At 71.8% G+C, this 24,213-nt stretch carries 20 protein-coding genes and 3 tRNA genes; 14 read left to right on the top strand and 9 right to left on the bottom strand.

Annotation, left to right across the window (positions count from 1 at the left end; translation table 11 throughout):
- Positions 1–12 precede the first annotated feature (12 nt).
- Genes JQN72_RS02245 through JQN72_RS02235 form a run of 3 tightly spaced genes read left to right on the top strand, consistent with a single transcriptional unit; the run spans position 13 to position 3,202 of the window.
- The gene (locus JQN72_RS02245; protein ID WP_204133534.1) at positions 13–1,056 is read left to right on the top strand and encodes a B12-binding domain-containing protein; all 1,044 of its coding nucleotides are present in this window, start codon (positions 13–15) and stop codon (positions 1,054–1,056) included.
- A gap of 41 nt (positions 1,057–1,097) precedes the next feature.
- Entirely contained in the window at positions 1,098–2,396 is a 1,299-nt protein-coding gene (locus JQN72_RS02240; protein ID WP_204133533.1) for a cyclopropane-fatty-acyl-phospholipid synthase family protein, read from the top strand.
- Positions 2,396–3,202, top strand: coding sequence for a DUF1295 domain-containing protein (locus JQN72_RS02235; RefSeq protein WP_204133532.1), 807 nt, complete (start codon positions 2,396–2,398; stop codon positions 3,200–3,202). The genes JQN72_RS02240 and JQN72_RS02235 overlap by 1 nt, the downstream gene beginning before the upstream one ends.
- 31 nt (positions 3,203–3,233) lie before the next feature.
- On the opposite strand, the gene JQN72_RS02230 is transcribed toward JQN72_RS02235, so the two are convergent.
- The 3 genes from JQN72_RS02230 to JQN72_RS02220 form a co-directional block, all read right to left on the bottom strand.
- Complete coding sequence (locus JQN72_RS02230) at positions 3,234–3,692, bottom strand: DUF2177 family protein (RefSeq protein WP_204133531.1); 459 nt, start codon at positions 3,690–3,692, stop codon at positions 3,234–3,236.
- A 29-nt stretch (positions 3,693–3,721) separates the two neighbouring features.
- A complete protein-coding gene (locus JQN72_RS02225) occupies positions 3,722–3,901 on the bottom strand; it encodes a YegP family protein (protein ID WP_204133530.1) in 180 nt (59 codons plus the stop codon).
- A gap of 107 nt (positions 3,902–4,008) precedes the next feature.
- A complete protein-coding gene (locus JQN72_RS02220; RefSeq protein ID WP_239100012.1) occupies positions 4,009–5,256 on the bottom strand; it encodes a DUF445 domain-containing protein in 1,248 nt (415 codons plus the stop codon).
- A 239-nt stretch (positions 5,257–5,495) separates the two neighbouring features.
- Here JQN72_RS02220 and JQN72_RS02215 point away from each other — a divergent pair, with 239 nt between their 5' ends.
- On the top strand, positions 5,496–6,932 hold the full coding sequence (locus JQN72_RS02215; RefSeq protein WP_204133529.1) for a GuaB1 family IMP dehydrogenase-related protein: 1,437 nt from the start codon (positions 5,496–5,498) through the stop codon (positions 6,930–6,932).
- Between the two features lie 166 nt (positions 6,933–7,098).
- Positions 7,099–8,319 carry a cysteine desulfurase-like protein gene (locus tag JQN72_RS02210; protein ID WP_204133528.1) on the top strand — a complete coding sequence of 407 codons (1,221 nt, stop codon included), beginning with the start codon at positions 7,099–7,101 and terminating at the stop codon, positions 8,317–8,319.
- Here JQN72_RS02210 and JQN72_RS02205 read toward each other — a convergent pair.
- Positions 8,309–8,821, bottom strand: coding sequence for a DUF1990 domain-containing protein (locus tag JQN72_RS02205; RefSeq protein WP_307812381.1), 513 nt, complete (start codon positions 8,819–8,821; stop codon positions 8,309–8,311). The genes JQN72_RS02210 and JQN72_RS02205 overlap by 11 nt on opposite strands.
- A 102-nt stretch (positions 8,822–8,923) precedes the next feature.
- Between JQN72_RS02205 and JQN72_RS02200 the strand changes: the two genes are divergently transcribed.
- A complete protein-coding gene (locus JQN72_RS02200) occupies positions 8,924–9,979 on the top strand; it encodes a PHP domain-containing protein (protein WP_204133527.1) in 1,056 nt (351 codons plus the stop codon).
- Between the two features lie 52 nt (positions 9,980–10,031).
- On the opposite strand, the gene JQN72_RS18815 is transcribed toward JQN72_RS02200, so the two are convergent.
- On the bottom strand, positions 10,032–10,400 hold the full coding sequence (locus JQN72_RS18815; protein ID WP_204133526.1) for a Clp protease N-terminal domain-containing protein: 369 nt from the start codon (positions 10,398–10,400) through the stop codon (positions 10,032–10,034).
- A gap of 222 nt (positions 10,401–10,622) precedes the next feature.
- On the bottom strand, positions 10,623–10,835 hold the full coding sequence (locus tag JQN72_RS02190) for a helix-turn-helix domain-containing protein (RefSeq protein WP_239099988.1): 213 nt from the start codon (positions 10,833–10,835) through the stop codon (positions 10,623–10,625).
- 220 nt (positions 10,836–11,055) lie between these two features.
- On the opposite strand from JQN72_RS02190, the gene JQN72_RS02185 reads away from it, so the two are divergent.
- The 8 genes from JQN72_RS02185 to JQN72_RS02150 all read left to right on the top strand — a co-directional run bounded on the left by JQN72_RS02185 (position 11,056) and on the right by JQN72_RS02150 (position 18,600).
- A tRNA-Glu gene (locus JQN72_RS02185) sits at positions 11,056–11,128 on the top strand.
- Between the two features lie 18 nt (positions 11,129–11,146).
- A tRNA-Asp gene (locus tag JQN72_RS02180) sits at positions 11,147–11,220 on the top strand.
- A gap of 404 nt (positions 11,221–11,624) precedes the next feature.
- Positions 11,625–12,932, top strand: coding sequence for an aspartate aminotransferase family protein (locus JQN72_RS02175; RefSeq protein WP_204133524.1), 1,308 nt, complete (start codon positions 11,625–11,627; stop codon positions 12,930–12,932).
- Between the two features lie 266 nt (positions 12,933–13,198).
- Positions 13,199–14,746, top strand: coding sequence for an alpha/beta hydrolase (locus tag JQN72_RS02170; RefSeq protein WP_204133523.1), 1,548 nt, complete (start codon positions 13,199–13,201; stop codon positions 14,744–14,746).
- A gap of 227 nt (positions 14,747–14,973) precedes the next feature.
- A tRNA-Phe gene (locus JQN72_RS02165) sits at positions 14,974–15,047 on the top strand.
- A 519-nt stretch (positions 15,048–15,566) separates the two neighbouring features.
- Complete coding sequence (locus tag JQN72_RS02160) at positions 15,567–16,661, top strand: lysylphosphatidylglycerol synthase transmembrane domain-containing protein (RefSeq protein ID WP_204133522.1); 1,095 nt, start codon at positions 15,567–15,569, stop codon at positions 16,659–16,661.
- Between the two features lie 189 nt (positions 16,662–16,850).
- Entirely contained in the window at positions 16,851–17,576 is a 726-nt protein-coding gene (locus JQN72_RS02155; RefSeq protein ID WP_204133521.1) for a TetR/AcrR family transcriptional regulator, read from the top strand.
- 22 nt (positions 17,577–17,598) lie between these two features.
- Positions 17,599–18,600: a S9 family peptidase gene (locus JQN72_RS02150; RefSeq protein WP_204133520.1), complete on the top strand. Its 1,002-nt coding sequence runs from the start codon at positions 17,599–17,601 to the stop codon at positions 18,598–18,600.
- 155 nt (positions 18,601–18,755) lie between these two features.
- Here the strand turns inward: JQN72_RS02150 and JQN72_RS02145 are convergent, their stop codons facing one another.
- The 3 genes from JQN72_RS02145 to JQN72_RS02135 are packed head-to-tail and all read right to left on the bottom strand — an operon-like array spanning position 18,756 to position 23,970.
- Positions 18,756–20,219 carry a carboxylesterase/lipase family protein gene (locus tag JQN72_RS02145; RefSeq protein WP_204133519.1) on the bottom strand — a complete coding sequence of 488 codons (1,464 nt, stop codon included), beginning with the start codon at positions 20,217–20,219 and terminating at the stop codon, positions 18,756–18,758.
- Positions 20,216–22,714, bottom strand: coding sequence for a glycoside hydrolase family 2 protein (locus tag JQN72_RS02140; protein ID WP_204133518.1), 2,499 nt, complete (start codon positions 22,712–22,714; stop codon positions 20,216–20,218). Before JQN72_RS02140 ends, JQN72_RS02145 begins: the two co-directional genes overlap by 4 nt.
- Positions 22,711–23,970, bottom strand: a complete 1,260-nt coding sequence (locus JQN72_RS02135) for an MFS transporter (RefSeq protein WP_204133517.1) — start codon at positions 23,968–23,970, stop codon at positions 22,711–22,713. Before JQN72_RS02135 ends, JQN72_RS02140 begins: the two co-directional genes overlap by 4 nt.
- Positions 23,971–24,213: the final 243 nt, after the last annotated feature.

Raw genomic sequence — 24,213 nt, 5'->3', positions numbered from 1 at the left:
TACGGTGGGTGGATGAGGCGTTCGGTTTCCCCGTCGATGCGGATTGGCGAGCTCGCAGCCCGCACGGGGGTCAGTACGCACGTGCTCCGTGCCTGGGAGTCGCGCTACGGCCTCCTCAGCCCCAGCCGCTCCCCCGGTGGCTACCGCCTGTACGGCGCCGACGACGAGCGGCGCGTCCGCGAAGTGCTCGGCCTGCGCGACCAGGGCGTGAGCGCGATGGAGGCGGCCCGTCAGGTGCTGGCGGCCGAGCGGGCCGGGGCCGGCAGCCTCGACGAGCCCGTCGGGGTGGACGACGAGCGGGGGCGCTCCGAGACCTCCGGCCTGCGGGCGGACCCGCCCCTGCTCGTGACCCAGCTGCTCGACGCCGTGACCGCGCTCGACGAGGACCGCGCACACGCCGTCCTCGACACCGCCTTCCTCGACCGCTCGGTCGAGAGCGCCATCGTCGACGTCCTCGTCCCCTTCTTCGTCAAGGTCGGCGAGCAGTGGGAGCTCGGCCGGATAGGCATCGCCCAGGAGCACTTCGCGTCGAGCCTGGTCCGGCGTCGGCTGGGGGCGCTGTCCATGACATGGGGGCTCGGGACCGGCCCGGTGGCCGTGCTCGCCTGCCCCCCGGGCGAGTTCCACGACATCATCCTGCTCAGCTTCGGCGTGCTCCTCGGCCGCTCCGGCTGGCGCATCCGCTACCTCGGCCCGGACACCCCGATCGCCTCGCTCTCCTCCGCCGCGGACCTCACCCGGCCGGACGCCGTGGTCATCGCGTCCCGACGCCCCTCCTCCTTCCGCGGGCACGCGAAGTCCCTGCGGGCGATGGCCGAGAAGCACCCGGTGTGGCTCGCGGGCCGCGGGACGACCCCGCGGGTACTCGACGAGATCGGGGCGCAGCACCTGGGCCCGGACCTCGTCGCCGACGTCGCCATCCTCACCGAGGCCGCGCGGGAGCGCCGCCGTGCACGCGGTGACGAGCTGCCCGCGCCGACCCCGGGCGACGACGAGGTCACCACGGACGCCGACGCCGCATCCGCCGACGCGGCCGACTCCGAATACCGTTCGTGACCCCGCGGCGCCACGCCGCCCCGCCCGACCCAGGAGCACCCGTGACGCTGACCGACGACGCCCGCACGACGGAAGCGACCCGCACAGGCGTCGCGGCGCGCATCCAGCAGGCACTGCAGCCGCTCCTCGCCGGTCCGCTCCCCGTCCGGCTGCGCGCCTGGGACGGCTCCGAGGCAGGACCGGAGGACGGCATGGTCGTCGAGCTCCGCTCCCCCCGGGCGCTGACCCGTCTGCTCTGGCACCCCGGCGAGCTCGGCGCCGCCCAGGCGTACGTCACCGGCGAGCTCGAGGTGCACGGCGACATCGGCGCGGCGCTCGACCTCGTCCGCGAGACGGTGGGCGCGCGCGACCTCCCGCGGCTCACTCCGGCCCGGGTCGCGCGGCTGCTGCCCGACCTCGTCCGCCTCGCCCGGGACACCGGTGCGCTGGCCCTGCCGCCGGCGCCACCCGCCACGCAGGCCGTCGTCAAGGGCCGGCTGCACTCGCTGGCCCGCGACCGCGCCTCGATCAGTCATCACTACGACCTCTCGAACGACTTCTACGCCTTCCTCCTCGACCCCCATATGGCGTACTCGTGCGCGTTCTACGCCGACGGTCCGCAGATGGCGCTCGAGGACGCCCAGGCCGCCAAGCTCGACCTCGTCTGCCGCAAGGTCGGGCTGCGGGAGGGCATGCGCTTCCTCGACGTCGGCTGCGGCTGGGGGTCGCTCTCGCTGTACGCGGCCGAGCACTTCGGGGCGCGGGTCACGGGTGTCACGATCGCCGCGGAGCAGAAGGCGTTCATCGACGCGCGGATCCGGGAGCGCGGCCTGGAGGACCGGGTCGAGATCCGGTTGCAGGACTACCGCGAGGTCCGCGACGAGCCGTTCGACGCCGTCGCCTCGCTGGAGATGGGCGAGCACGTCGGTGAGAAGAACTACGACGCCTACGCCGCGATGCTGCACCGGTCGGTCAGGCCCGGTGGCTACGTGCTCGTCCAGCAGATGTCGCGGCGCGGAGTGCACCCCGGCGGCGGGCCGTTCATCGAGCAGTTCATCGCCCCCGACATGACGATGCGCCCGGTCGGCGAGACCCTGGGCTTCCTCCAGGGCGCCGGCCTCGAGGTGCGCGGCGTGCACGCGATGCGCGAGCACTACGTGTGGACCGTCGACGCCTGGCACCGCACCCTCGAGGAGCAGTGGGACCGCGCCGTCGAGCTCATCGGCGAGGAGGGTGCCCGGGTGTGGCGCCTGTACCTCGTCGGTGGCGCGCAGGCGTTCCGGGACAACCGGATGGGCGTCGACCAGCTGCTGCTGCGCCGCCCGGGCGGGGAGCCGGTCGTCACGGACCCCGCCCGCTGATGGGCGAGGGCTTCTCGGGCGGCACCCTGGTCGCCGTCGTCGTGGCGTCGGCGGTGACGTCCGCCGTGGCGATGGGCGTGACGGCGCTCGTCGCGCGCCGGGTCGGGAAGGTCGCGGTCGTCGACATCACGTGGGGGCTCGTCTTCGTCGCCATCGGCTGGGTCGCCTACGCCGTCGGGCAGCACTCGGGCCGCTCGCTGCTGCTGGCCGTGCTCGTCACGCTGTGGGGCGGCCGGCTCGCGTGGCACATCCGCGGCCGGGCACTCGGCCAGGGCGAGGACCCGCGCTACGAGAAGCTGCTGTCGGAGAAGCCGGAGGAGGAACGGTTCCGGTACGCGCTCGTGCGGGTGTTCGGCACCCAGGGCGTGGCGGCCTGGTTCGTGTCGCTGCCACTGCAGGTGGCGGCGGCCACCGACACCGCGCTCGGCTGGGTCGCGGCGCTGGGAGTGCTCGTCTGGCTCGTCGGGGTCACCTTCGAGGCGGTGGGCGACGCCCAGCTCAAGGCGTTCAAGGCCGACCCCGCGAACAAGGGCAAGGTCATGGACCGCGGGCTGTGGGCCTGGACCCGGCATCCGAACTACTTCGGCGACTCGGCCGTGTGGTGGGGCCTGTGGGTCGTCGCCGCCGGCGCCTGGCCCGGCGTCCTCACCGTGCTGTCGCCGGTCGTCATGACGTACTTCCTCGCGTTCGCCACGGGCGCGAGGCTGCTGGAGTCGGAGATGGCCAAGCGTCCGGGCTACCCCGAGTACCAGGAGCGCACGAGCATGTTCTTCCCGCTACCCCCGGAGCAGGGCCGGTCGTCCTGAGCCTGCGCGGCACCGACACCGGGGTTCGCGGTCAGTCCCGGCCCGGGGCGCGCTCGGCCGGTGGGCGCCGGGACCGCACGAGGGTGACCACCGCCGCCGTCGTCACCGCGCAGAGCACTGCGCCCCAGGCGAGGTCGGCGAGGACGACGACGAGGGGGAAGTCGCGGAAGACGGCCATCGACGTCAGGTCGAACGTGCCGTACGTGACGAGACCGAACGCCGCGGCCTCCAGCACGCTGCGGCCCAGACCCTCGCGGGCCAGCGCGGGCCGGACGACGAAGTGCACCAGGCCGGCGACGAACACGACGTAGAAGGCCGCTGCGGCCCAAGGGTTCCCGGACGCGGCCAGCAGGTGGCCGAGCTGTTCGGTGTAGAGGTCGCCGGACAGGACGCCCAGCCACAGCGCGTCGAGCGCGCCGAAGACCACGGCCGTCGACACCACGGCGAGCACCGGCGGACGAGGCGCTCGATCGGTGCCGGTGGCGGACATCCCCCGAGGGTAGCCGCGCCGCGGCGGCCTCAGGTCTGGTCGTCGACCAGTGCGGCCGGCGCGTTCTTCTGCACCGAATGGACCCCCTTCATCGCGCTGGCCTTGCTCTCGTAGGCCTCACCGACCGCGATGACCTGCCCGTTGCCGGCCTTGAGGCGAAAACGGAACTTGCCCGCCCGGTCCTTGTACACCTCGAACTTGCCTGGCATGACCCGGTCCCTTCGTTGGGTGTCACGGTGCCCGACTCACGGTATCGACGACCCGTGTCTCTGCCAACGGGTGCAGACACGACCTCGGGGACTTCCCGTCGGCGAGGTCAGGACAGCAGCTGTGCCGCGGCGTGGATGACGAGCCCGGCGAGCGCGCCGACGACGGTGCCGTTGATCCGGATGAACTGGAGGTCACGCCCGACGTGCAGCTCGATGCGCTCGGCCGCCTGACGGCCGTCCCAGCGGTCGACGGTGACCGAGATGACCTCGGCGAGCTCGTCGCCGTAGGTGTTGACGACGAACGAGACCGCCTCCGCCAGACGGGCCTCCATCCGCGAGCGCCAGACCGGGTCGGTCTCGAGGTGCCGGCCGAGGTGCTCGAGCAGCTCGTCGCCGCGGGTGTGGAAGTAGGAGTCCTCGTCGTCCATCGCCGTCTCGAGCGCGGCCCGGAACGACCGCCAGAGGCCGAGTGCCGTCTCGCTCGTCCGCGGATGGAGGAGCAGGCGCTCCTTGAGGGCCTCCGCGCGGGCCATGACGTCCGGGTCGTGCTGCAGGTCGTCGGCGAGGCGGGAGAGGAGGTCGTCGAGGGCGCGGCGGGCCGGGTGCCGCGGGTCCTCGTGGATGTCGCGCAGGAAGGCGATCACCTGCTCGTAGCTCCACCCGATGACGCGGTCGTCGAGCCACGGCGGGCTCCACCACGGCGCCCGGGCGCCGAGCACCTGTGCGTAGGTGCCGGGGTTCTCGCCGAGCCAGTCGTGCAGCTGCTCGAGCGCGAGGTCGACGAGCCCGTGGTGGGTCTGCTCGGCGACGATGCCCTCGAGGAGCGCCCCGGCGATCGGGCTCACCGGCTCCTTGGCGAGGCGGGGGACGAGGAGGTCGTCCACGACGTGACGCACCTCGTCGTCGTCGAGCCTCCCCAGCCCGGCGCGCGCGACCCGGACGACCTCCACGAGCACCGTCCGCCGGTTCGCCGGGTCGGCGAGCCACCGGCCCACGCGGTCGCTGACGTGCGCCGCCTCGAGTCGTTCGCGGGCGATCTCCTCGGTGAGGAAGTTCTCGGTGACGAACTCCTGGAGGTTGCGGCCGATCTCGTTCTTGCGCCTCGGGATGATCGCCGTGTGCGGCACCGGCAGCCCGAGCGGGTGCCGGAACAGGGCCGTGACGGCGAACCAGTCGGCCAGCGCACCGACCATCGCCGCCTCGGCCGCGGTGTTGACGTAGCCCCAGACGCCGTCGTGGTCGAGGCGGACCGTGGCGAGGAAGACGACCGCGGCGAGGAGCAGCAGCGAGAGGGCGACGAGCCGCATCCGGCGCAGCCCGGACCGACGCTGGGCGTCGGCCGGCGAGGGCTCCATGAGGCTCACGACCCCGATCCTGCCCCACGCACTTCTCCCCCCTGACCCCCGCGGACATTTCGGGGTCACCCCGAAATGTCCACGAGACAAGGGTTGCGAGGTCGTGTCTCGTGGACGAACCCGTGCCTCACCACCGCACGCCGACGCGGACGAGCGCCCGCCGACGGCTCGGGACGGACATCCGACGTGCCGGGAAGGACGGACCGCCGCCCGGCCACGGCCGGACCTACCCTGGGACGGTGCACTTCCTCAACGGCATGACCCCGCAGACCGACCTCACGTACGACGACGTCTTCATGGTGCCGAACCGCTCGGCGGTCACGAGCCGGCTCGACGTCGACCTGCGCTCCGCCGACGGCACGGGGACGACCATCCCGCTCGTCGTCGCGAACATGACGGCGATCGCCGGGCGCCGGATGGCCGAGACGACCGCCCGCCGCGGCGCGCTGACCGTCATCCCGCAGGACATCCCGGTCGACATCGTCGCCGACGTCATCGCCTGGCAGAAGTCGCGCCACCTCGTCTACGACACCCCGATCACCCTCGACCCGACGACCACGGCCGGTGAGGCGCTCGTCCTGCTGCACAAGCGCGCCCACGGTGCCGGGGTCGTTCTCTCCGACGACCGGCCGGTCGGGATCGTCACCGAGACCGACCTCACGGGGGTCGACCGCTTCACGCAGGTCGCCGACGTCATGGTGCGGGAGATGGTGACCGTGCCGGACGGCGTCGACGTCGAGGAGGCCTTCGACACGCTGTCGCACGCGCGGCGCCGGCTCGCCCCGGTCGTGGGTCCGGACGGTCGGCTCGTCGGGCTGCTCACCCGCTCCGGCGCGCTGCGGGCGCACCTGTACTCGCCGGCGGTCGACGACCACGGGCGGCTGCGGGTCGGGGCCGCGGTCGGCATCAACGGCGACGTCCCGGCCAAGGCGAAGGCGCTCGTCGACGCCGGGGCCGACGTCATCGTCATCGACACCGCGCACGGCCACCAGGAGAAGATGGTCGAGGTGCTGCGCTCGGTGCGGGCGCTCGACCTCGGGGTGCCGCTCGTCGCGGGCAACGTCGTGTCGGCCTCGGGCACACGCGACCTGGTCGAGGCGGGCGCGGACATCGTCAAGGTCGGGGTCGGCCCGGGCGCGATGTGCACGACCCGGATGATGACCGCGGTCGGGCGCCCGCAGTTCTCGGCCGTTCTCGAGTGCGCCGCTGCCGCACGCGAGCTCGGCAAGCACGTCTGGGCGGACGGCGGGGTGCGTCATCCGCGCGACGTGGCGCTGGCGCTGGCCGCCGGGGCCTCCAACGTCATGGTCGGGTCGTGGTTCGCCGGGACGCTCGAGTCGCCGGGCGACCTCTACACCGACGAGCAGGGCCGCCAGTACAAGGAGTCGTTCGGGATGGCGTCGGCGCGGGCGGTCCGCAACCGCACGGCCACCGACTCGGCCTACGACCGCGCCCGCAAGGCGCTGTTCGAGGAAGGCATCAGCAGCGCCCGGATGTACGTCGACCCGGCCCGGCCGAGCGTCGAGGACGTCATCGACCAGATCGTCGCGGGGCTGCGCTCGTCGTGCACGTACGCCGGCGCGCGGACGCTCGAGGAGTTCCACGAGCGCGCTACGGTCGGCATCCAGTCGACCGCCGGTTTCGCCGAGGGCCGTCCGCTGCACACCTCCTGGTGAGCCGGCCGGTCCGCGTTCTTTCGCAGCCCGTCGTCCCACCTTTCTCGCCTGGTGCGGGAACATCCGGTCACACACCTCGAAGTTCGGGTTGCGTGACCGGACCTTCCGGCATGAGGCGAAAATGAGGCAGGGGCCGGCTGCGGGGCGGATGGGCGAGGATGGCGGCATGGCCTACGACGTCGCACGCATCCGGTCGCACTTCCCCTCCCTCTCCGGGCCCGAGGCCGCCGCGCACTTCGACGGCCCCGGCGGCAGCCAGGTGCCGGGCGTCGTCGGCGAGGCCGTCGCCCGCACCCTGACCTCGGCCATCTCCAACCGCGGCACGGTCACGGCGTCCGAGCAGCGCGCCGAGACGGTGGTCCGGGCCGGACGCGCCGCGCTCGCCGAGCTCCTCGCCGCCGACCCGCGAGGTGTCGTCTTCGGCCGCAGCGCCACCGCGCTCACGTACGACGTCGGCCGCGCCCTCGCCCGCACCTGGGTCCCCGGCGACGAGGTCGTCGTCACCCGGCTCGACCACGACTCGAACATCCGGCCGTGGCTGCAGCTGGCCGAGGCCGCGGGAGCCACCGTCCGCTGGGTCGACTTCGACCCCGCCACCGGCGAGCTCATGGCCGAGGACGTCGAGGCCGTCCTCACCGAGCGCACCCGGCTCGTCGCGACGACCGCGGCGTCCAACCTCGTCGGGACCCGCCCGCCGACCCGCCAGATCTCCGAGGCGGTGCACGCGGTCGGCGCGCTGCACTGGGTCGACGGTGTGCACGCCACGGCGCACGCGTCGGTCGACATCGGCCACCTCGGGGCGGATGTCTGGACCTGCTCGCCGTACAAGTTCCTCGGCCCGCACTGTGGTGTGCTCGCGGCGTCGCCCGAGCTGCTCGAGACGCTGCGGCCGGACAAGCTGCTGCCGTCGTCCGATGCCGTACCCGAGCGCTTCGAGCTCGGCACCCTCCCGTACGAGCTGCTCGCCGGAGCCACCGCCGCCGTCGACTTCCTCGCCGGGCTGGACGACCTCGAGACCCCGGTCACACCGGAGACCCGGAGAGCGCGGCTCGTGGCATCCATGGCGGCGCTCGAGGAGCACGAGCAGGGCCTCCTCGCCCGGCTCGAGCCGGCGCTGCGGGCCCTGCCCGGCGTCACCGTCCACTCCAACGCCGGGCGCCGCACACCGACACTGCTGTTCACGGTCGCCGGCACGAGCCCCCAGGACGTCTACCGGGCGCTCGCCGAGCGCGGGGTCAACGCGCCGGCCAGCCACTTCTACGCCGTCGAGTGCTCGCGCCACCTCGGCCTCGGCGACACCGGCGGCGTCCGGGTGGGTCTCGCGCCGTACACGACCGAGGACGACGTCGACCGCCTCCTCGAGGCCCTGCACACGATCACCGGGTGAGCGGCAGCGCCTCGAGGTAGCGCCGGGAGTAGGCCTCCTGCACGGCGCGAAGCACCGGGTACCCGAACCATGCCAGCGCTCGCCCCGGGCGCGAGAACGCGCGCAGGTGGGCCCGAACCAGCCCATCCCGGTCCCGGACGACCTCGAACAGCTCCTCGCCGCTCTCGGGATGCCCGGTCAGCGTGCCGTACGTGAACGACGCACGGTCGGGCTCGTCGACGACCGCGAGGACACGCACGGGCACGTCCACCGGCCACCGCCCGATCCGCAGCACGGCCGTGTCCCCGACGCGCAGCCGCCGCCGGTCGGGGTCGTAGGCGTTCCCGGCATCGTCGCGGGCCGCGACCCGGATGCCCGAACCGCGCTGCATACCCCACCGCAACAGGTCGTCGGCCACCCGCTCGAACAGCTCGTCCCCACGGCCCAGCACCCCCCACCTCTCGTCGGGGCGGAAGCCCCGCGGCGGCTTCTGCATCAGATCGGGGTGGCCGGTCGCTCCCACAGCCGTATAGGTCAGGGTCGGGGAGCTCCGGGCGAAGACGCGCACCCCGCCATGCTCGCACTGCCGAGCCCGCCCACCCATGCCCTGTGACAGCATCGGCGCATGGTCGCGCTGCTCGAGCCGCTGCAGGCGCCGGTCGACCCCATCGACGCCCTCCGCCGGATCGCGTTCCTCCTCGAACGCACGCGTGCCGGGACGTACCGGGTCGAGGCGTTCCGCAAGGCGGTCGGCACGCTGCGGCGGCTGGACGACGACGAGGTCCGCGAGCGCGCCGAGGCCGGGACGCTCCAGGAGATCGACGGCATCGGCAAGTCGACGTCGGGCGTCGTCGCCGAGGCCGTCGCGGGCGAGCTGCCGTCCTACCTGGCCTCGCTGCAGGAGAAGTCCGGTGGGCCACTCGTCGAGGGCGGCGAGGGGATGTACGCGGCGCTGCGCGGCGACTGCCACCTGCACTCGGACTGGAGCGACGGCGGCTCGCCCATCGACGAGATGGTCCTCACCGGCGTCGAGCTGGGCCACGACTGGATGGTGCTCACCGACCACAGCCCGTCGCTGAGGGTCGCCAACGGGCTGTCGGGCGAGCGGCTGCGCACCCAGCTGAAGATCGTCGACGGCGTGAACCGCTCGCTCGGGGGGCAGTTCACGCTGCTCAAGGGCATCGAGGTCGACATCCTCGACGACGGCTCGCTCGACCAGACCGACGACATGCTCGGCCGGCTCGATCTCGTCACGGCGTCCGTGCACAGCAAGCTGCGGATGAACCGGGCGCCGATGACCACGCGGATGGTGGCCGCCGTGAGCAACCCACGGGTCAACGTCCTCGGGCACTGCACCGGACGGCTCGTCACCGGGTCGCGCGGCACCCGGCCGGAGTCGGAGTTCGACGCCCGCGCGGTCTTCGAGGCGTGCGCCGAGCACGACACGGCGGTCGAGATCAACAGCCGCCCCGAGCGTTGCGACCCGCCGGACGGGCTCGTCTCGCTCGCCCTGGAGATCGGCTGCCTGTTCAGCATCGACTCCGACGCCCACGCCCCCGGGCAGCTCGACATGAAGGCCTACGGGTGCGAGCGGGCGGAGCGGCTGGGGGTGCCGGCCGACCGCGTCGTCACGACGTGGGACGTCGACCGGCTGCGTGCGTGGGCTTCCCCGTCGACCTGACCCGGGAAGGGCGTCGGCCGTCCCGCCGTCGCCGCCCCCGGCCGCGATCACGTCAGGCGCTGCGGCGGCCGCGGCCTTCGAGCTCGGCGCGCAGGGAGCGCTCGTCCGCGCCCACGTGCTGCAGGACGCGCCGCAGCTCCTTGTCACCGCACCGGAGGAGACCGAGTGCCACGTGCTCGGCACGGATCTCCCGCACCCCTTGGCGCAGCGCCTCCCGCAAGGCCAGCTCGAGAGCCTTCTTCGTGCTTGCGGCGACGGGCCGGTGCCCGGCGAAGAGCCCTGTGCGGCGCGGACCGTCGTCGCCGGAGGGGCTGGAGGCGTCCAGCGCTCCGGTGCCGAAGGAGGACTCGACAGCGTCACGGACGGAGTCGAGGTCGATGCCGAGCGAGCGCAGCGCCTCGGCGTCACCGTCCTCGAACACGGGGTCCCCCGCGACCGGCGGCTCGTCTGCCCGCAGTGCCGCGAGGACCGCGTCGGGATCCAGCCCGTGGGCGTGGAGGACGCCCTCGGTCGGGCCTCCGGCGCGCCGAGGGCGACGAGCAGGTGGACCGCACGGAGGTCGTCGTCGCCACGCGCGCGGGCGACCTCCTGGGCGCCGACGACGGCTGCCCGGGCGTCCTGGGTGAAGCGTTCGAACATGGCACTACCTCCGAGCGTGCTTGCGGTGGACGGTCTGCTTGGTGACCCCGAGCGCCTCGGCGATCTCCTGCCACGACCACCCCTGCTCGCGAGCATGGCGGACGTGCAGGTCCTCGAGACGGCCGAGGAGGCGGCCGAGCGCAGCGACGGCGCGCAGCCCCACCGCGGGGTCGGTGCTGTCGAGGTCACCGACGAGGTCGGTCGTGGAACGAGTCATGAGTGTCAGCATATGCTGACGGCTACGCCCTGTCAACATGTGCTGACGGTCCGCGGTCGGCGGGCGCGCCACCGACCACCCCCGCCGCCCCCGATGAGGGCGGAGGCGGACCCCCGCTCCGCCGGTTTTGGTCGCGAGGCCGCCGTCCCCTATGCTTTCGGAGTCCTCGACGGATCCGGGCGCCGGTCTGCGTGACGACGAATGGTCCGACGAGAGTCGGGTCCCCATCGTCTAGCGGCCCAGGACCCCGCCCTTTCACGGCGGTAGCACGGGTTCGAATCCCGTTGGGGATACGGTCTTGCACCAGTCAAGGCCCCGTAGCGCAGTTGGTTAGCGCGCCGCCCTGTCACGGCGGAGGTCGCGGGTTCGAGTCCCGTCGGGGTCGCTCCTCCATGTCGGGCCCGGTTCGTCCGGGCCAAATGCCCTCGGGCCCGAACCCGTTCGAGGCCACGGACGTCACCGACCGCCCCCCACACGTCCTCCCCCACCTCAGCCCGACGGTCGCGGACGCAGTTCCGGCGCCCGACAGCAGCGCCACGGCGGCGCTGCGGCGACCAGGGCAAGCCGCCCCCCAGCACCGAGAGTCGTGGCCGGGGCGTCGACGACTCCGCGGAGGTCGATCGCCGCGGGTGCTGTCGGTCGCGCGGCCGGTAGCCCTACCGACCGCCTGGTGTCTCGACGACGGAGCCCCTTGCGGAAACTCCGCCGCCCGAGTTGCATACGTCACGCGACGGCGGTCCGGCCGGACCCGCGGCGACTGCAGGTGAACGCATCACCGGAGGGGCGACGATGGACACGCACACCATGTGGCAGCAGGCTCAGCAGCATCTCGTTCGGTACATCCCGACGTTCACCCCTCGCATCATCGAACGCGCCGAGGGCTCCTACGTCTTCGACACCGACGGCCGCGCCATCCTCGACTTCACGTCCGGCCAGATGAGCGCGGTCCTGGGCCACTCCCATCCCGACATCGTCGCGGCGGTGAGCAACTCGGTCGCGCGGCTCGACCACCTCTTCAGCGGCATGCTCTGCCCGGACGTGATCATGCTCGGGCGGCGCCTCGCGGAGAGCCTCCCGGACCCGCTGTCCAAGGTGCTTCTCCTGAGCACCGGCGCAGAGTCGAACGAGGCCGCCATCAAGATGGCCAAGCTCTCCACCGGACGGTACGAGATCGTGTCCTTCGACCGCTCGTGGCACGGGATGACATCCGGCGCGGCCGCGGCGACGTTCTCGGCAGGACGCCGCGGCTACGGCCCCGTCCTGCCCGGCAACCTCACGCTTCCGACCCCGAACGCCTACCGGTCGCCGTTCCGCCACTCCGACGGCTCCCACGACTGGGAGAGCGAGCTGGCCTTCGGCTTCGCGTCCGTCGACGCCCAGTCCACCGGCTCACTGGCCGCCTGCCTCGTCGAACCGATCCTCTCGTCCGGCGGCATCGTCGACCTCCCCCGGGGCTACCTGGCGCGGCTACGGCAGCTGTGTGACGAACGGGGGATGCTCCTGATCCTCGACGAGGCGCAGACCGGGATCGGTCGGACGGGACACATGTACGCCTTCGAACGGGACGGCGTGACCCCTGACATCATCACCCTCTCGAAGACCCTGGGGGCCGGCCTGCCCGTGGCCGCGGTGGTCACGAGCGCCGAGATCGAACAGCGGTGCGCGGACAAGGGGTTCCTCTTCTACACGACTCACGTGTCCGACCCGCTCGCGGCCTCGGTCGCCATGACGGTCCTCGACGTGGTCGAGCGCGACGGGCTGGCCGATCGGGCGGCCGCGCTCGGCCAGCAGCTGGGTCATCGACTTCAGGCCATGCACGATGCGTTCGACGTCGTCGGTGACGTTCGAGGGCGTGGCCTGCTCCAGGGGATCGAGCTCGTCCGGAGCTCGAGCAGCAAGGAACCGGCGGACGCCCTGGGGGCCGAGGTCACCGCCGCGTGCCTCGACGCCGGACTGCACGTGAACATCGTTCAGCTACCCGGCATGGGCGGGATCTTCCGGATCGCGCCGCCCCTCACGATCTCCGAGGACGAGCTCCACCAGGGTCTGGACGTCCTCGAGGGCGCCATCCGGGGGGCGGTGGCACGTCAGGAATAGCGCGTCGGCACCGTCCCCGTCGTGCCGCACCCGAGGTCGGGGCACCCGAGGCACGGTCCCGGCGAGGGGCGGACCCACGACGGGCAGTCCCGGCCCGTCCCTCTGACCGTCTCCGTTGGACGGGGGTCGGAGCCGCCGATACCGACCATCGGCTACATCGGCCCGGGTGACGGGATACCTCGGGCCGATGCCGGGCGGGGTGGCCCGTCCCTACCGTCGACGGCATGCGACAACCTCACGACCCATCCGACCGACCCATCCGACCGATGACCGCGCTGACTGCCGGTGCCGCGACCACGCTCGTGCTGCTCGCCGGGTGCACGACGACGGGCCCGAGCGGAGACGACGCCCCGACAGCGGCACCGACCGCATCACTCGGCGCCTTCTACGGGCAGGAGCCGGAGTGGGGACCCTGCGTCGACACGGCGACCACCGCGGCCGACGCCGCCCTCTACGCGAACCCCGATCTGGAGTGTGCGACCGTCGAGGTCCCCCTCGACTACGACCGGCCGGACGATGACCGCGCCAGCATCTCCGTGCTCCGCAAGCCGGCCGTCGGTGAGCGTGAGGGGGCGCTCGTCATGAATCCCGGCGGCCCCGGGATCTCCGGGAACAGCGACGTCGCGCTCTTCGCGCCCGCCTGGGCGACCAACCCGATCAACGAGCACTACGACATCGTCGGCTTCGACCCGCGTGGGGTCGGGGCCTCGACCCCACGCGTCGACTGCTACGACGACGAGGAGTACGACGCGGGCGAGGGTTTCCGCGGTGGGGCCGTTTACGACATCACGAGCTCCGAGCAGGCCCAGGCGGTCGCCGAACGGTGCATCGAAGGCTCCGGCGGCATCGATCAGCTCACCAGCGTCGGGACCGTCGACGTCGTCCGAGACCTCGACGTCATCCGCGACGCTCTCGGCGAGGAGAAGCTGACCTACCTCGGGTACAGCTACGGCACCGAGGTCGGCGCGATGTACGCGACCGCCTACCCGGACAACGTCCGAGCGGTCGTGCTCGACGGCGTCGTCGCCCCCGACCTCACTGCGGAGGAGTTCCGCCTGAGCCAGTTCGCCGGGTTCCAGGCCACGTTCGAGAAGTTGGCGGCAGTGTGCGCCAGGGACGAGACGTGCCCCCTGGGGACGGAACCGCAGGACGCCACCGACCGCCTGCACGAGATCCTGCGACCCTTGCGGTCCGATCCCTTGCCGGTATCCGGAGGGCGGGAGCTGACGGAGCAGGACGCGCTCTTCGCGGTGACCTCCGGCCTCTACGCGGAGTCGCAGTGGCCACAGGTCATCACCGGCCTGCGCGAAGCGGCGGCCGGCCACGGTGATGCGCTCATGGCCCTCCGGGACCTGTTCCAGGGTCGTGGAGAGGACGGGACCTATGCCTCCGATCCGGACGCGAACGTCGCGATCCGGTGCATGGACTGGCCGGCCCGCAGTGCGGACGAGCAGACCGATCTCGCGCGGCGGATCGTCGATTCCGCCCCGATCCTCGACCGTGAGGACGGAGATACCCGGTTCCACCACGAGTGCGAGGCCTGGCCGGAGGCTCCCAGCCGCGACGAGCCGTGGCTCGACGCAGAGGGCGTCGACGTCCCGCCGACCCTCACCGTGTCCGTGACGGGCGACCCGGCGACGCCCCACGAGGGCGGCGTGGCGATGGCCCGGGAGCTCGGCGGCGGACTGCTCACCGTCGACGGCAACCAGCACGGAGCGTACATGCGCGGGGGAAGCGACTGCGTCGACGAGATCGTCGAGGCGTTCGTCCTCCAGCTGCAGATGCCCGACGACGGGGCCCGGTGCAGCCTCTGAGACCACGTTTCCGGCCACGGTCACAGGGGGCCGTGGCCGGGACGCGCCCGCCGCGCGGAAGCGGGGAGACGCCCGGACGGCGACGGCCGGTACACGCAGCACCTCCTGACACCGACCGACGTCATGCGGAGGTCCGACCATGCGGTATTCTCGACAGCACGCGACAGGCCTGAACGGGGCTCACACCCACGTCAGACCCGTCGCGGACGTGTGTGAAGCGCACACCCGGCCAGGTAGCTCAGTTGGTACGAGCGTCCGACTGAAAATCGGAAGGTCGGCGGTTCGACCCCGCCCCTGGCCACGTCGACAGCCTGAGCCCAGAGTTCTCCTGGCCTGTGGCTTCTTCGTATTCGCCTCGGGCCCGTTACCGCAGCACGATCGACCTGACCAGAGGTTGCGACGCCAGGGCTGGACAGCCGGGGCGATGATCTCCTCGGTGACGATCACGTCACCGACGGCATCACGCGCCCGCGGCCGGGTCGCCCACCCGTGGGGCGAGCAGACCGCCCGCTCGGACACCGACGAGTTCGGCAAGGCGCCTGTGCCAGCACTCCGACGCGCACATCATGGGGGCGGTCGAGCAGGTGTCCGCGCAGCGAGGGGTCGCGATGGCGACCGTCGGGCTCGCCCGGGTGCCGCGCGACCCCGTGGTCGATGCGCCGGCTTCTGAGCCAGGGCGTCGCGACAGCCTCAGCACCACGATCCTGCCGACCGGAGCGGCCCGGCCCGGCCGACCCTGAGGGGGCATTCGCCGGACCGGGGTCCGGCCCCGGGGTCTCCCCGATGCGCGCGCGTGCCCACCCGCGCCACCGTGAGGGTCATGGCGACCAACAGGGGTGGACTCGTCCGGTGCGCACTCTCCGGGGCGCTCGGCGTGGCCGTCGTCGCGGCGGCGCTGCCGCGGGTCACGGGCACGGACTGGGCGGACATCGCCGCCACCCTGGGACGCGTGGGAAGCGCGCCGCTTCTCGCCTTGTCGGTGCTGTGGCTCGCCGGCCTGTGGGTGCACACCCCGGCCCTCACCACCGCACTCCCCGGCCTGTCGCACCGCCGTGCGCTGCTGCTCAACCTCACGGGGTCGTGCGTCTCGAACCTGCTGCCGCTCGGCGGGGCCGCCGGCACGGTCCTCAACTGGCGGATGGCGCGTGGATGGGGGTTCGGGTCGGCGGCCTACGCCCGATGGGCGCTCGTGACGAACCTCTTCGACACCCTGACCAAGCTCCTGCTGCCCGGCGTCGTCCTCTGCTGGTTCGCGCTCTCGGCCGACGCGCCCACCGGCCGGCTCGTCACGCCCGCACTCGTCGGTGTCGCCCTCCTCGTCGTCGCCGGCGGCGCGGTCGCCCTCATCGCCCGCGACGACCGCGCGGTACGCCGCCTCGGCGGATGGATGGACGCCGCCGCACGCCGCATCCGCCGGCTGCCTGCCGCCCCCGAGGGCTGGGGCGAGCGCGGCGCCCGGTTCCGCGCGGACAGCGCCGGGCTCGTCCGGCACGGATGGGGCCGGATGCTCGGCGGCAAGCTCGGGTACGCGGCCCTCCAGGCGGCGCTGCTCTGGGCGTGCCTCGCCGCCGTCGGGGTGCGCGCCGACCCCGTGGTCGTCGCCTCGGCCTTCGTCGTCGAGCGGCTGCTCTCCATGGTCGTGCTGACCCCGGGGGCCGCCGGCATCGTCGAGGTCGGGATGGCCGGCGCCCTCGCCGGCTTCGGGGTGACCCCGGCCGCCGCGGCAGCGGGCGTGCTCCTCTACCGGTTCTTCGTCCTGGGCATGGAGGTTCCCGTCGGTGGCCTCGCGCTGCTCGGGTGGTGGCTCGGCACCCGACGGGTCCGGACGACCCCCTCCGGTTCGCCGTCCGGGCCCGTCCACGCCCGGCCCGGCGTCACGACAGCGCGACGCCCCCTCGCCCGGCCAGCGGGTTAGGCGTTCGCCCCGCCAGGGCGAGCGCGCTCGCCGGGTCGGCGAGGACCCACGGGTCGGGTCCTCGGCATGGACCAGGAGGCAGCGGGTCGGTCGAACCCTCCGCCCGCCAGATACTGGGCGGCCTGTCCGTGATCGGGCTGTATATCACCGATACACTCATTCCCTGAAAATAGGGTATCGTTGCTACCCATGAGCGCGAACCGACCCACAGAGGCGATCGACGGCGGCGTCCGCACCAGGCTGATGCGTGCCGCGGAGCTGCTGCTGGCGTCGTCGGCCGATGGCCGCATCTCCACGCGCGAGATCTGCTCACGAGCGGGTGTCACGGCCCCGACCCTCTACCACCACTTCAAGGACAAGGAAGCGCTGCTGGACGCGGTGGTCCTGGAAGGGTTCAACACCTACCTCGCGCAGAAGCGCGCCGTCGCGTGGAGCGGCGACGTGCTCGAGGACTTCCGCGCGGGTTGGGACATGCACGTGTCCTTCGGCTGCGAACATCCGGCTCACTACCGGTTGATGTTCGGCAACCCTCGGGCGGATCAGGTCGCTCCTGCCGCGTCGGTGGCACGGGACGAGGTCGCTCACACGGTCGCCGCATGGGGAGCTGATGGTCATCTGAAGATCCCGGTCGACGCGGCGACGCAGACGATCTCGGCGGCGGCGGTCGGAGTGGCGCTGCAGCTGATCGCCTTGCGGGCCGACAGCACCCATCCGATCTCCACGAACGTTCGCGACACCGTCGCCCAGGCGCTGTTCCATCCTCGGGACGCGGGCGACGACGCAGCGGTGGGCGTCTCACGTCCCGCGCGTCTCCTCCTGGACGCGTTGCCGCCAGGCTCCCCGGCGCCCTTGCGTCCGACGGAGGTCGCACTTCTGCGCGAATGGCTCACGTCCCTCAGTGCCACCACCGAATGACCCAGCTCGAGGAGAAGGACACATGACGGACATATCAGAGCAGACTCGCACGGCCGCCCCAGTGGCAGGCGGACCCTCCTCGGGGTCCGTCGCGCGCCAGGTGATCGGGCGCTTCATGGGGCGGCGGATCATCAAGGCCATCGCCGCGGGTTACGGCACCCTCTTGCGGTCACCACTCCTCAAGAATCCCGGTGACTACGGCCTTCACTACGAGAACATCACGTTCTTCGCCTCCGACGGCACACCGCTCGAAGCGTGGTGGATTCCCCGCGAGAGCTCCACGAAGCTCATCATCGCCAACCACCCGTTGTGGTTCAACCGTTATGGGTTCCCCTCCCACCTTGAGCCATGGAAGTCGATCGGCGGCGCGGCCGGCAATGACTTCGAGGTCGACTACGTGCCCGATTACCGAATCCTCCACGATGCCGGCTACAACGTCCTGACCTACGACACTCGGAATCTGGGACAGAGCGGCAGCGCCAACAGCGGAGGCGGAAGCGGGGGTCGCTTCGAGGCTCGCGATGTCGTCGGCTCCTTGCTCTTCGCGCGCGCCGACGCCCGGACCAGCGGGATGACCATCGGACTGTTCAGCCGCTGTCAGGGCATGAACGCCACGATGTTCGCGATGCAGGAGCATCCCGAACAGTTCACGGACGTCCGATGCGTGCTCGCCCCCCAGCCGTTGTCGGTCAGCGCCACCATGCAGCGGGCCCTCGAGATGTTCGGCATCTCCCACCGCATCGACGAGCTCGAGCAGGAGATCCACCGGCACGTCAGCTTCTCCTTCGACGAGATGACGCCCGTGACCTGGGCGAAGAGCGTCCGTACCCCCACCTACCTGTACCAGGTCAGAAACGACCTGATGACGGACCCGAGTGACGTGCAGGCCATGTACGACAACATCCCCATCGAGGACAAGGAACTGCACTGGATCGAGGGCACGACCGCGCGCTGGGACGGTTACCTCGACTTCCAGCGGAACCCGCAGCCCAAGCTCGACTTCCTCGCACGCCACATGGCATGACACCTTCCGACAACGGACACGCGTCTCCCACGGCCGCCCCACTGCTCCGCGACGGTGAGTGCTGTCGGTGTTGGCTGCGGGCTCGCCTCAGCAGAGCATGACTTCGTTCGGGTGCACGTCGGGTCGATGCGGTGACGCGAACGAGCTGACGACAGTCACGACCGGTCCCCGCGTCTCTTCTTCCAGACTCGCAGCTGGGCACCACGCGGATCCTCCACGAGACGTGAGGCGGGGTCGCCGAAGACCAGGGTCGGACGTGAGTCGTCCCACGCGCGCCAGCCGGGGTCGCCCGTTGTCGCGAACCGCACCCACGCCGCGTGCATCTCGTCGGCAATGCGCTGCGGGGGGTTCGGTCCCGTGAACTGCGGCCAGTCGGGCGAGCCCAGGGTGTCGAACACGAACGGGACGTCCATCGCATGCGTGGCGCCGAGTCCATCCACCGGGCTCTTCCAGTCGAACTCGTAGAACCACGTGGGCGCGGCGCCGCGGGCGCGGCGCCCGTCAGCGATGCGGTGCATCGGGATGCGGAGGATCCGGTCGATCGTCATGACGGCAGTGAGGTAGCCGCGCGCCGCACCGGGGTAGGCGTCTCGGTACGCCTTCACGACGTTGCGGGTCGCGCCGAACTTGAGCCGCACGAGACCGAACAGGAGCCGCCCGATCCTGTCGAACGCTCCGGGGAGCATGAAGTACGTGTGCTCTTCACTCGTCCATCCGGCCATCACCGGCACGTGGTCGCCTGCACCGTCGAGCACGGCGGCCATCGGGTCCTTCTCGACCTCCGGCCCCCCGATGACCGGCGCGTATCCGGTCCCGCTGATCATCCGGCCGGGGTTGCGGGTCACCGCGCGGTCCGCCTCGAGCATGCGCTCCATCGGCACCGCCGAGAACGCGGTGCGCGTGGTCGGGATGCCGAGCATCTTCGCCTCGGACCGCGTCACGACCGCCGCGTCCCGGCGCGAGGACGCCGCCGGCATGCCGCTCTGCACGATCACCTGCTGGAAGAGCGTCCCTGCGTGCGTGCCGGCGAGGAGGTTCGCCACGGCGACCCCGCCTGCCGACTCGCCGAGGATCGTCACCCTGCCGGGGTCCCCGCCGAACGCGACGATCTCGTCGTGTACCCAGCGCAACGAGGCCACCATGTCGGCGTAGCCGATGTTCTCCGGCGCGTCGTCGAGTACCGAGAACCCCTCGAACCCGAGCCGGTAGTTCACGCTCACGAAGACGACGCCGTCGCGGGCGAAGGCCCTGCCGTCGTAGCCGTCGAGCGCGTTCGAACCATGCTTGAGCGAGCCGCCGTGGAACCACACCATGACAGGGAGCCCCTGGGCGCCCTCCGGTGTCCAGACGTTGACGTTGAGGTAGTCGTCCCCGGGAATGATGACGTTCGGCAGGTACTTCTGCGAGACGGGTGACATCTCGTTCTGCGGCGACGTCGGACCCATCGCCGTCGCATCGCGCACCTCCGGCCACCCCGGTACGGGAGCGGGGGCAGCGAATCGCAGCCTGCCCACCGGAGCGGCCGCATAGGGGATGGCGAGGTACCTGTCGACGCCGTTCTCCCGGATGCCCCGCAGCTTCCCCGTCGAGACGAGGGTCGTGATCGTCGTCGCGGTCATGTCGTCCTCCTCAGACCTGCCCGAGCGCGGGGGATGGTGGCGGCAACGGTCAGGGACTCGGGGTCGACGCCGGTGACCCGGACGCGGCGGCACTCGCCGTCGCGCAGGTCGAAGTGGTTGTCGCTCAGCCGCATGCCGGGCGCCGGCTGCGAGATGCGCACGCCGTAGCTGTAGCCGTGCGACGTGATGTCGAGGCGGCCGTCGCCAGCGACCACGTCGAGGCGGCTCGCGCCGAGCTCGAGGGCGCCGAGCTGGGCGAAGTGAAGACGTGCCGAGGGGAAGGCTCCGGCAGGGCTCGACGCCCAGGCGTAGTGCCGCGCGTCATGAGCCACGTGACCGGTCCAGACGACTCGGGACTCGCCGGGATCGGCTTGCGCGCTGACGCGTTCGGTCCGGCGGTCGACACCGTCGAAGGTGCCGAGCTCGACATCGAGATCGACAGTCCGTCGCGCGCGCGTGTTGTTGACGAGCCACAGCTCGACGCCTTCGTCATCGGCCGCTCGCAGACTCACGACGAGCGGTGCGGCAGCGCGTGAGAATGCGTAGTACGCCGCCTTGGGGACGCCGTCGACGTCGAGCATCGACCAGGACACAGCGGGCCAGCAGTCGTTGAGCTGCCAGACGAGAGCGCCCGCCGTGAGGGGCTGACGGCGACGGAAGTGTTCGCAGGCGAACTGGAGCGCCTCGGCCTGCACCGCCTGGGTGAGCGAGACGTACTCGTCGAGATCCGCCGGAAGTCCCGTGGTCACGGCGAGGAGCTCCTCGACCTTCGTCTTCGGGCGATCGGTGAGATGCGCGTCGAACATCTCGTCGTGCAGCTCGGCTCCCGGCATCCATCGATCGAGTGTCGCGCGCTCGGGCGCGGCCAGGATGCCGAACTCGCTCACGAACCGGCCGGTGTCGTCGGCATATCGGCGCCAGTGGCGGCGATCGCCGTCGGTCGGGTACGAGCGGTCGCTGCCGGTGAAGTACGGCGCGAGGGTGTTGCCGTGCCACACCTCCCAGTCGTGGCGGTCGCCGTCGCACACCCCGTTCACCTCGACGTCGGCTGGTTCGCCCCAGGGGCTACCCGGCCAGTACGCCGTGGACGGGTCCACCTCGGCGACGACCGCCGGCAGCAGGTCGTGGAATATCCTCTCGCCCCACTCGCGCGCGGGGGAGCCGTTCGCGCGAGCGATGAGCTCGAGCGCCTCGACCTCGTTGTTGCCGCACCACAACGCGAGGCACGCGCGCCCGCGCAGACGTCGCACCTGGTGCCGTGCTTCCGCCTCCACCTCGGCGACGAACGCGGGGTCGTCCCCGGGATAGGCCACGCACGCGAACATGAAGTCCTGCCAGACGAGGATGCCCAGCTCGTCGCAGGCGTCGTAGAACGCCTCGTGCTCGTAGATGCCGCCGCCCCACACGCGCAACATCGACATCCCGCCTTCGCGGGCCCGCAGGACGAGCTCGCGGCGCATCGGCTCGTCGGGGGCGCCGACGAGCGGACTGGGCGGTACCCAGTTCGCTCCGCGGACGAACATCGGCACGCCGTTGAGCACGAACCGGAACAGGCGGCCTCCCTCGACCGGCTCGTGAGAGCGATCGAGAGTGATCGTGCGTACACCCACGCCTGCCTCGAGCCGGTCGAGGGCCCGGTCGGCGTCGCGAAGCTCGATGTCCAGACGATGCAGCGCAGGGACGCCGAGATCGTGCGTCCACCACAGCTCGGGGTCCGGAATCCCGACCGTCGCACTCGCGACCCCCTCGACGACGGGCACCTCGGTGCGGTGTACCCGACCGCCCGGCGTCGTCAGGGTGAACACGACATGCGGAGACGAAGCGTCCACGCCCTCGACATCGGCCTGCAGGAGGACATCGGCGTGGGAGTGGTCGGACGCGAGGAACGAGGTGGCCGCGTGGTGACCGACGATCCGCGCGACGCGACGCACCTCGAGTCGCACGGGCCCGGCGATGCCGACCGAGGGAAGACGCGGCGCGAAGTCCCACCCCCACGAGAACGACGCCTTGCGCACCGCCGCGGCGTGGCGCGCTGCACCCCACAGCCCGTCGTCGAGGCCCGCATCGCCTGGGGGCAGCGGCGGCGAGAACCGCACCAGCAACACGTGCTCGTCACCCGGGTCGCCGAGGCGATCCGTCAGGTCGAACTGCGCCGGCCGGAACTGGTTGCGATGACCGCCGATCGGCTCTCCGTCGAGCCACAGCTCGGCGACCGTGTCGAGCCGGTCGGCGACGAGCACGACCGCTCCCCCGCAGCCGGCATCCGGTGCGACGAATCGCGAGCGGTACCACCAGTCTCGGTGCTCCACCCAGCGCGCCGCGTCGATGCCGTTGGCACTCAGCGGGTCGACGAGGCGCCCCGCCGAGATGAGGGACTCATGGACACCGCCGGGGACGACGGCGCGGATCCAGTCGCCCTCGGCGTCGGCGCTCAGTGTGGTCGGGTCGCCCGTGCCGACCGGCACGTCCCGCAGGTCCCACGCGGTGAGGTTCACTCGTCCACCGTCAACTGCGCCCACCGGGGGTCGCCTTCGCGCCCGAGCTCGGGAAGCCTCAGCACGAGCAAGCCGCCGATCGCCCCGATCGCGGCGAGGATCGAGTAGAGCAGGCGGAAGCCGCCGAGCTCGAGCAGGGCGGGCGCGAAGAAGGGGACGATGGCGGGTGGGATCGAACCCGCGAGCATCATGACGCCCCAGTCCTTGCCGATGTCGTCCGGGTTGGGGAGCATCCGGGAGCTCAGGGCGACGTCGACGGAGAGGAAGATGCCGACGCCCACCGCGCTCACGGCGATCGCGGCGTACACCATCGGCATCGTCGTCGCGAGCCCTTGGATGGTGAGCCCCGCCGCGCCCAGCACGCCGCCGAGGAGCACGAACGGCTTCTGCCGGCGGATCCTGTCGGAGAAGATGCCCGCGGCAAGGCACGCGACGCCTCCGATGAGCACGTACACCGTGGTGAGCCCCAGTAGCGTCGAGTCGAGCTCGTCCCGGGAGACGCCGTGCTGCTGGAGCAGGTAGACGCCGTTGTAGACGCCGGCAGCGCCGACCGCCCCCACGAAGAACCGCACCAACCACGCCCAGCCGAACGCCGGGTGGCGACGGGGATCCACCCAGAAGGACCTCATCAGATCTCCGACGCGGAGGCGCCCCGGGTCGTCGGCAGGCACGGTCTCACGAAGGACGGCCACGGCGAGCACCGCTCCCGTCACGACGAGTGCACCCACGATGACCCATTGGGCCGCGCCCTCGAAGGGGGTCACGATCGCGAGGCCCATGACAGGACCCAGTGCGACGATGAACCCGAGCGCACCTGAGATTGAACCTCGCCGCGCCGCCGGCACCTGGTCGACCATGAGCGCTCCGGTTGCCCCCATCTGGAATCCGATGCAGATCTCGGCCAGGCACCACAGCACCACGACCTGCCAGACCTCCGTGGTGAGGGTGATCGCGGTGATCACGCTCGCACCCGCGAGCCCCCCGGCGAGGATCCATGTGCGGCGGCGGCCGAACCTCCAGCGCGTGCGGTCGCTGACACGCCCGGAGATGGGGTTCACGATGAGGCCCGCGACCGCGCCCGAACCCGTGACGATGCCGAGCGAGACTGCGACCTCGCCTTCACCGACGAGGTCGATGAGGTGAAGGGTCAACAGCACCGCGGCGGGCACGCCCAGGGCGATGACCCCGCCGACGTACGACGAGACCATGCCCGCCATCGCGCGGCGGAAGGGAGTGTCGGTGTGGACAGCCTGCACAGCCTCACCCGCGGTGGGCGTCTGCCCGACAAGGGCTGTGCCGGGGGGACCGGACGGGGGTTCAGTCATGCTGCTTCTCCGTGAGCCCAGCCGTTCCATCCGCCACCGCAGACGAGTGCCTCGACGGTGATGTCGTCGGACTCGGGAAGACAGAGAGCGCGACGGTGGCGATCACCGGATGCGCCGCGCGGAGTGTCCGGAAGGGCGTCGTCCCGTGGAGGTCGAGCACCGCGGCCCCACTGC

Origin of the sequence: Phycicoccus sp. CSK15P-2, from assembly GCF_016888005.1 — a bacterium.
Taxonomy (GTDB): domain Bacteria; phylum Actinomycetota; class Actinomycetes; order Actinomycetales; family Dermatophilaceae; genus Phycicoccus.
The sequence above is the reverse complement of the archived record's forward strand: the minus strand, read 5'-3'. Positions and strand labels throughout refer to the sequence as shown.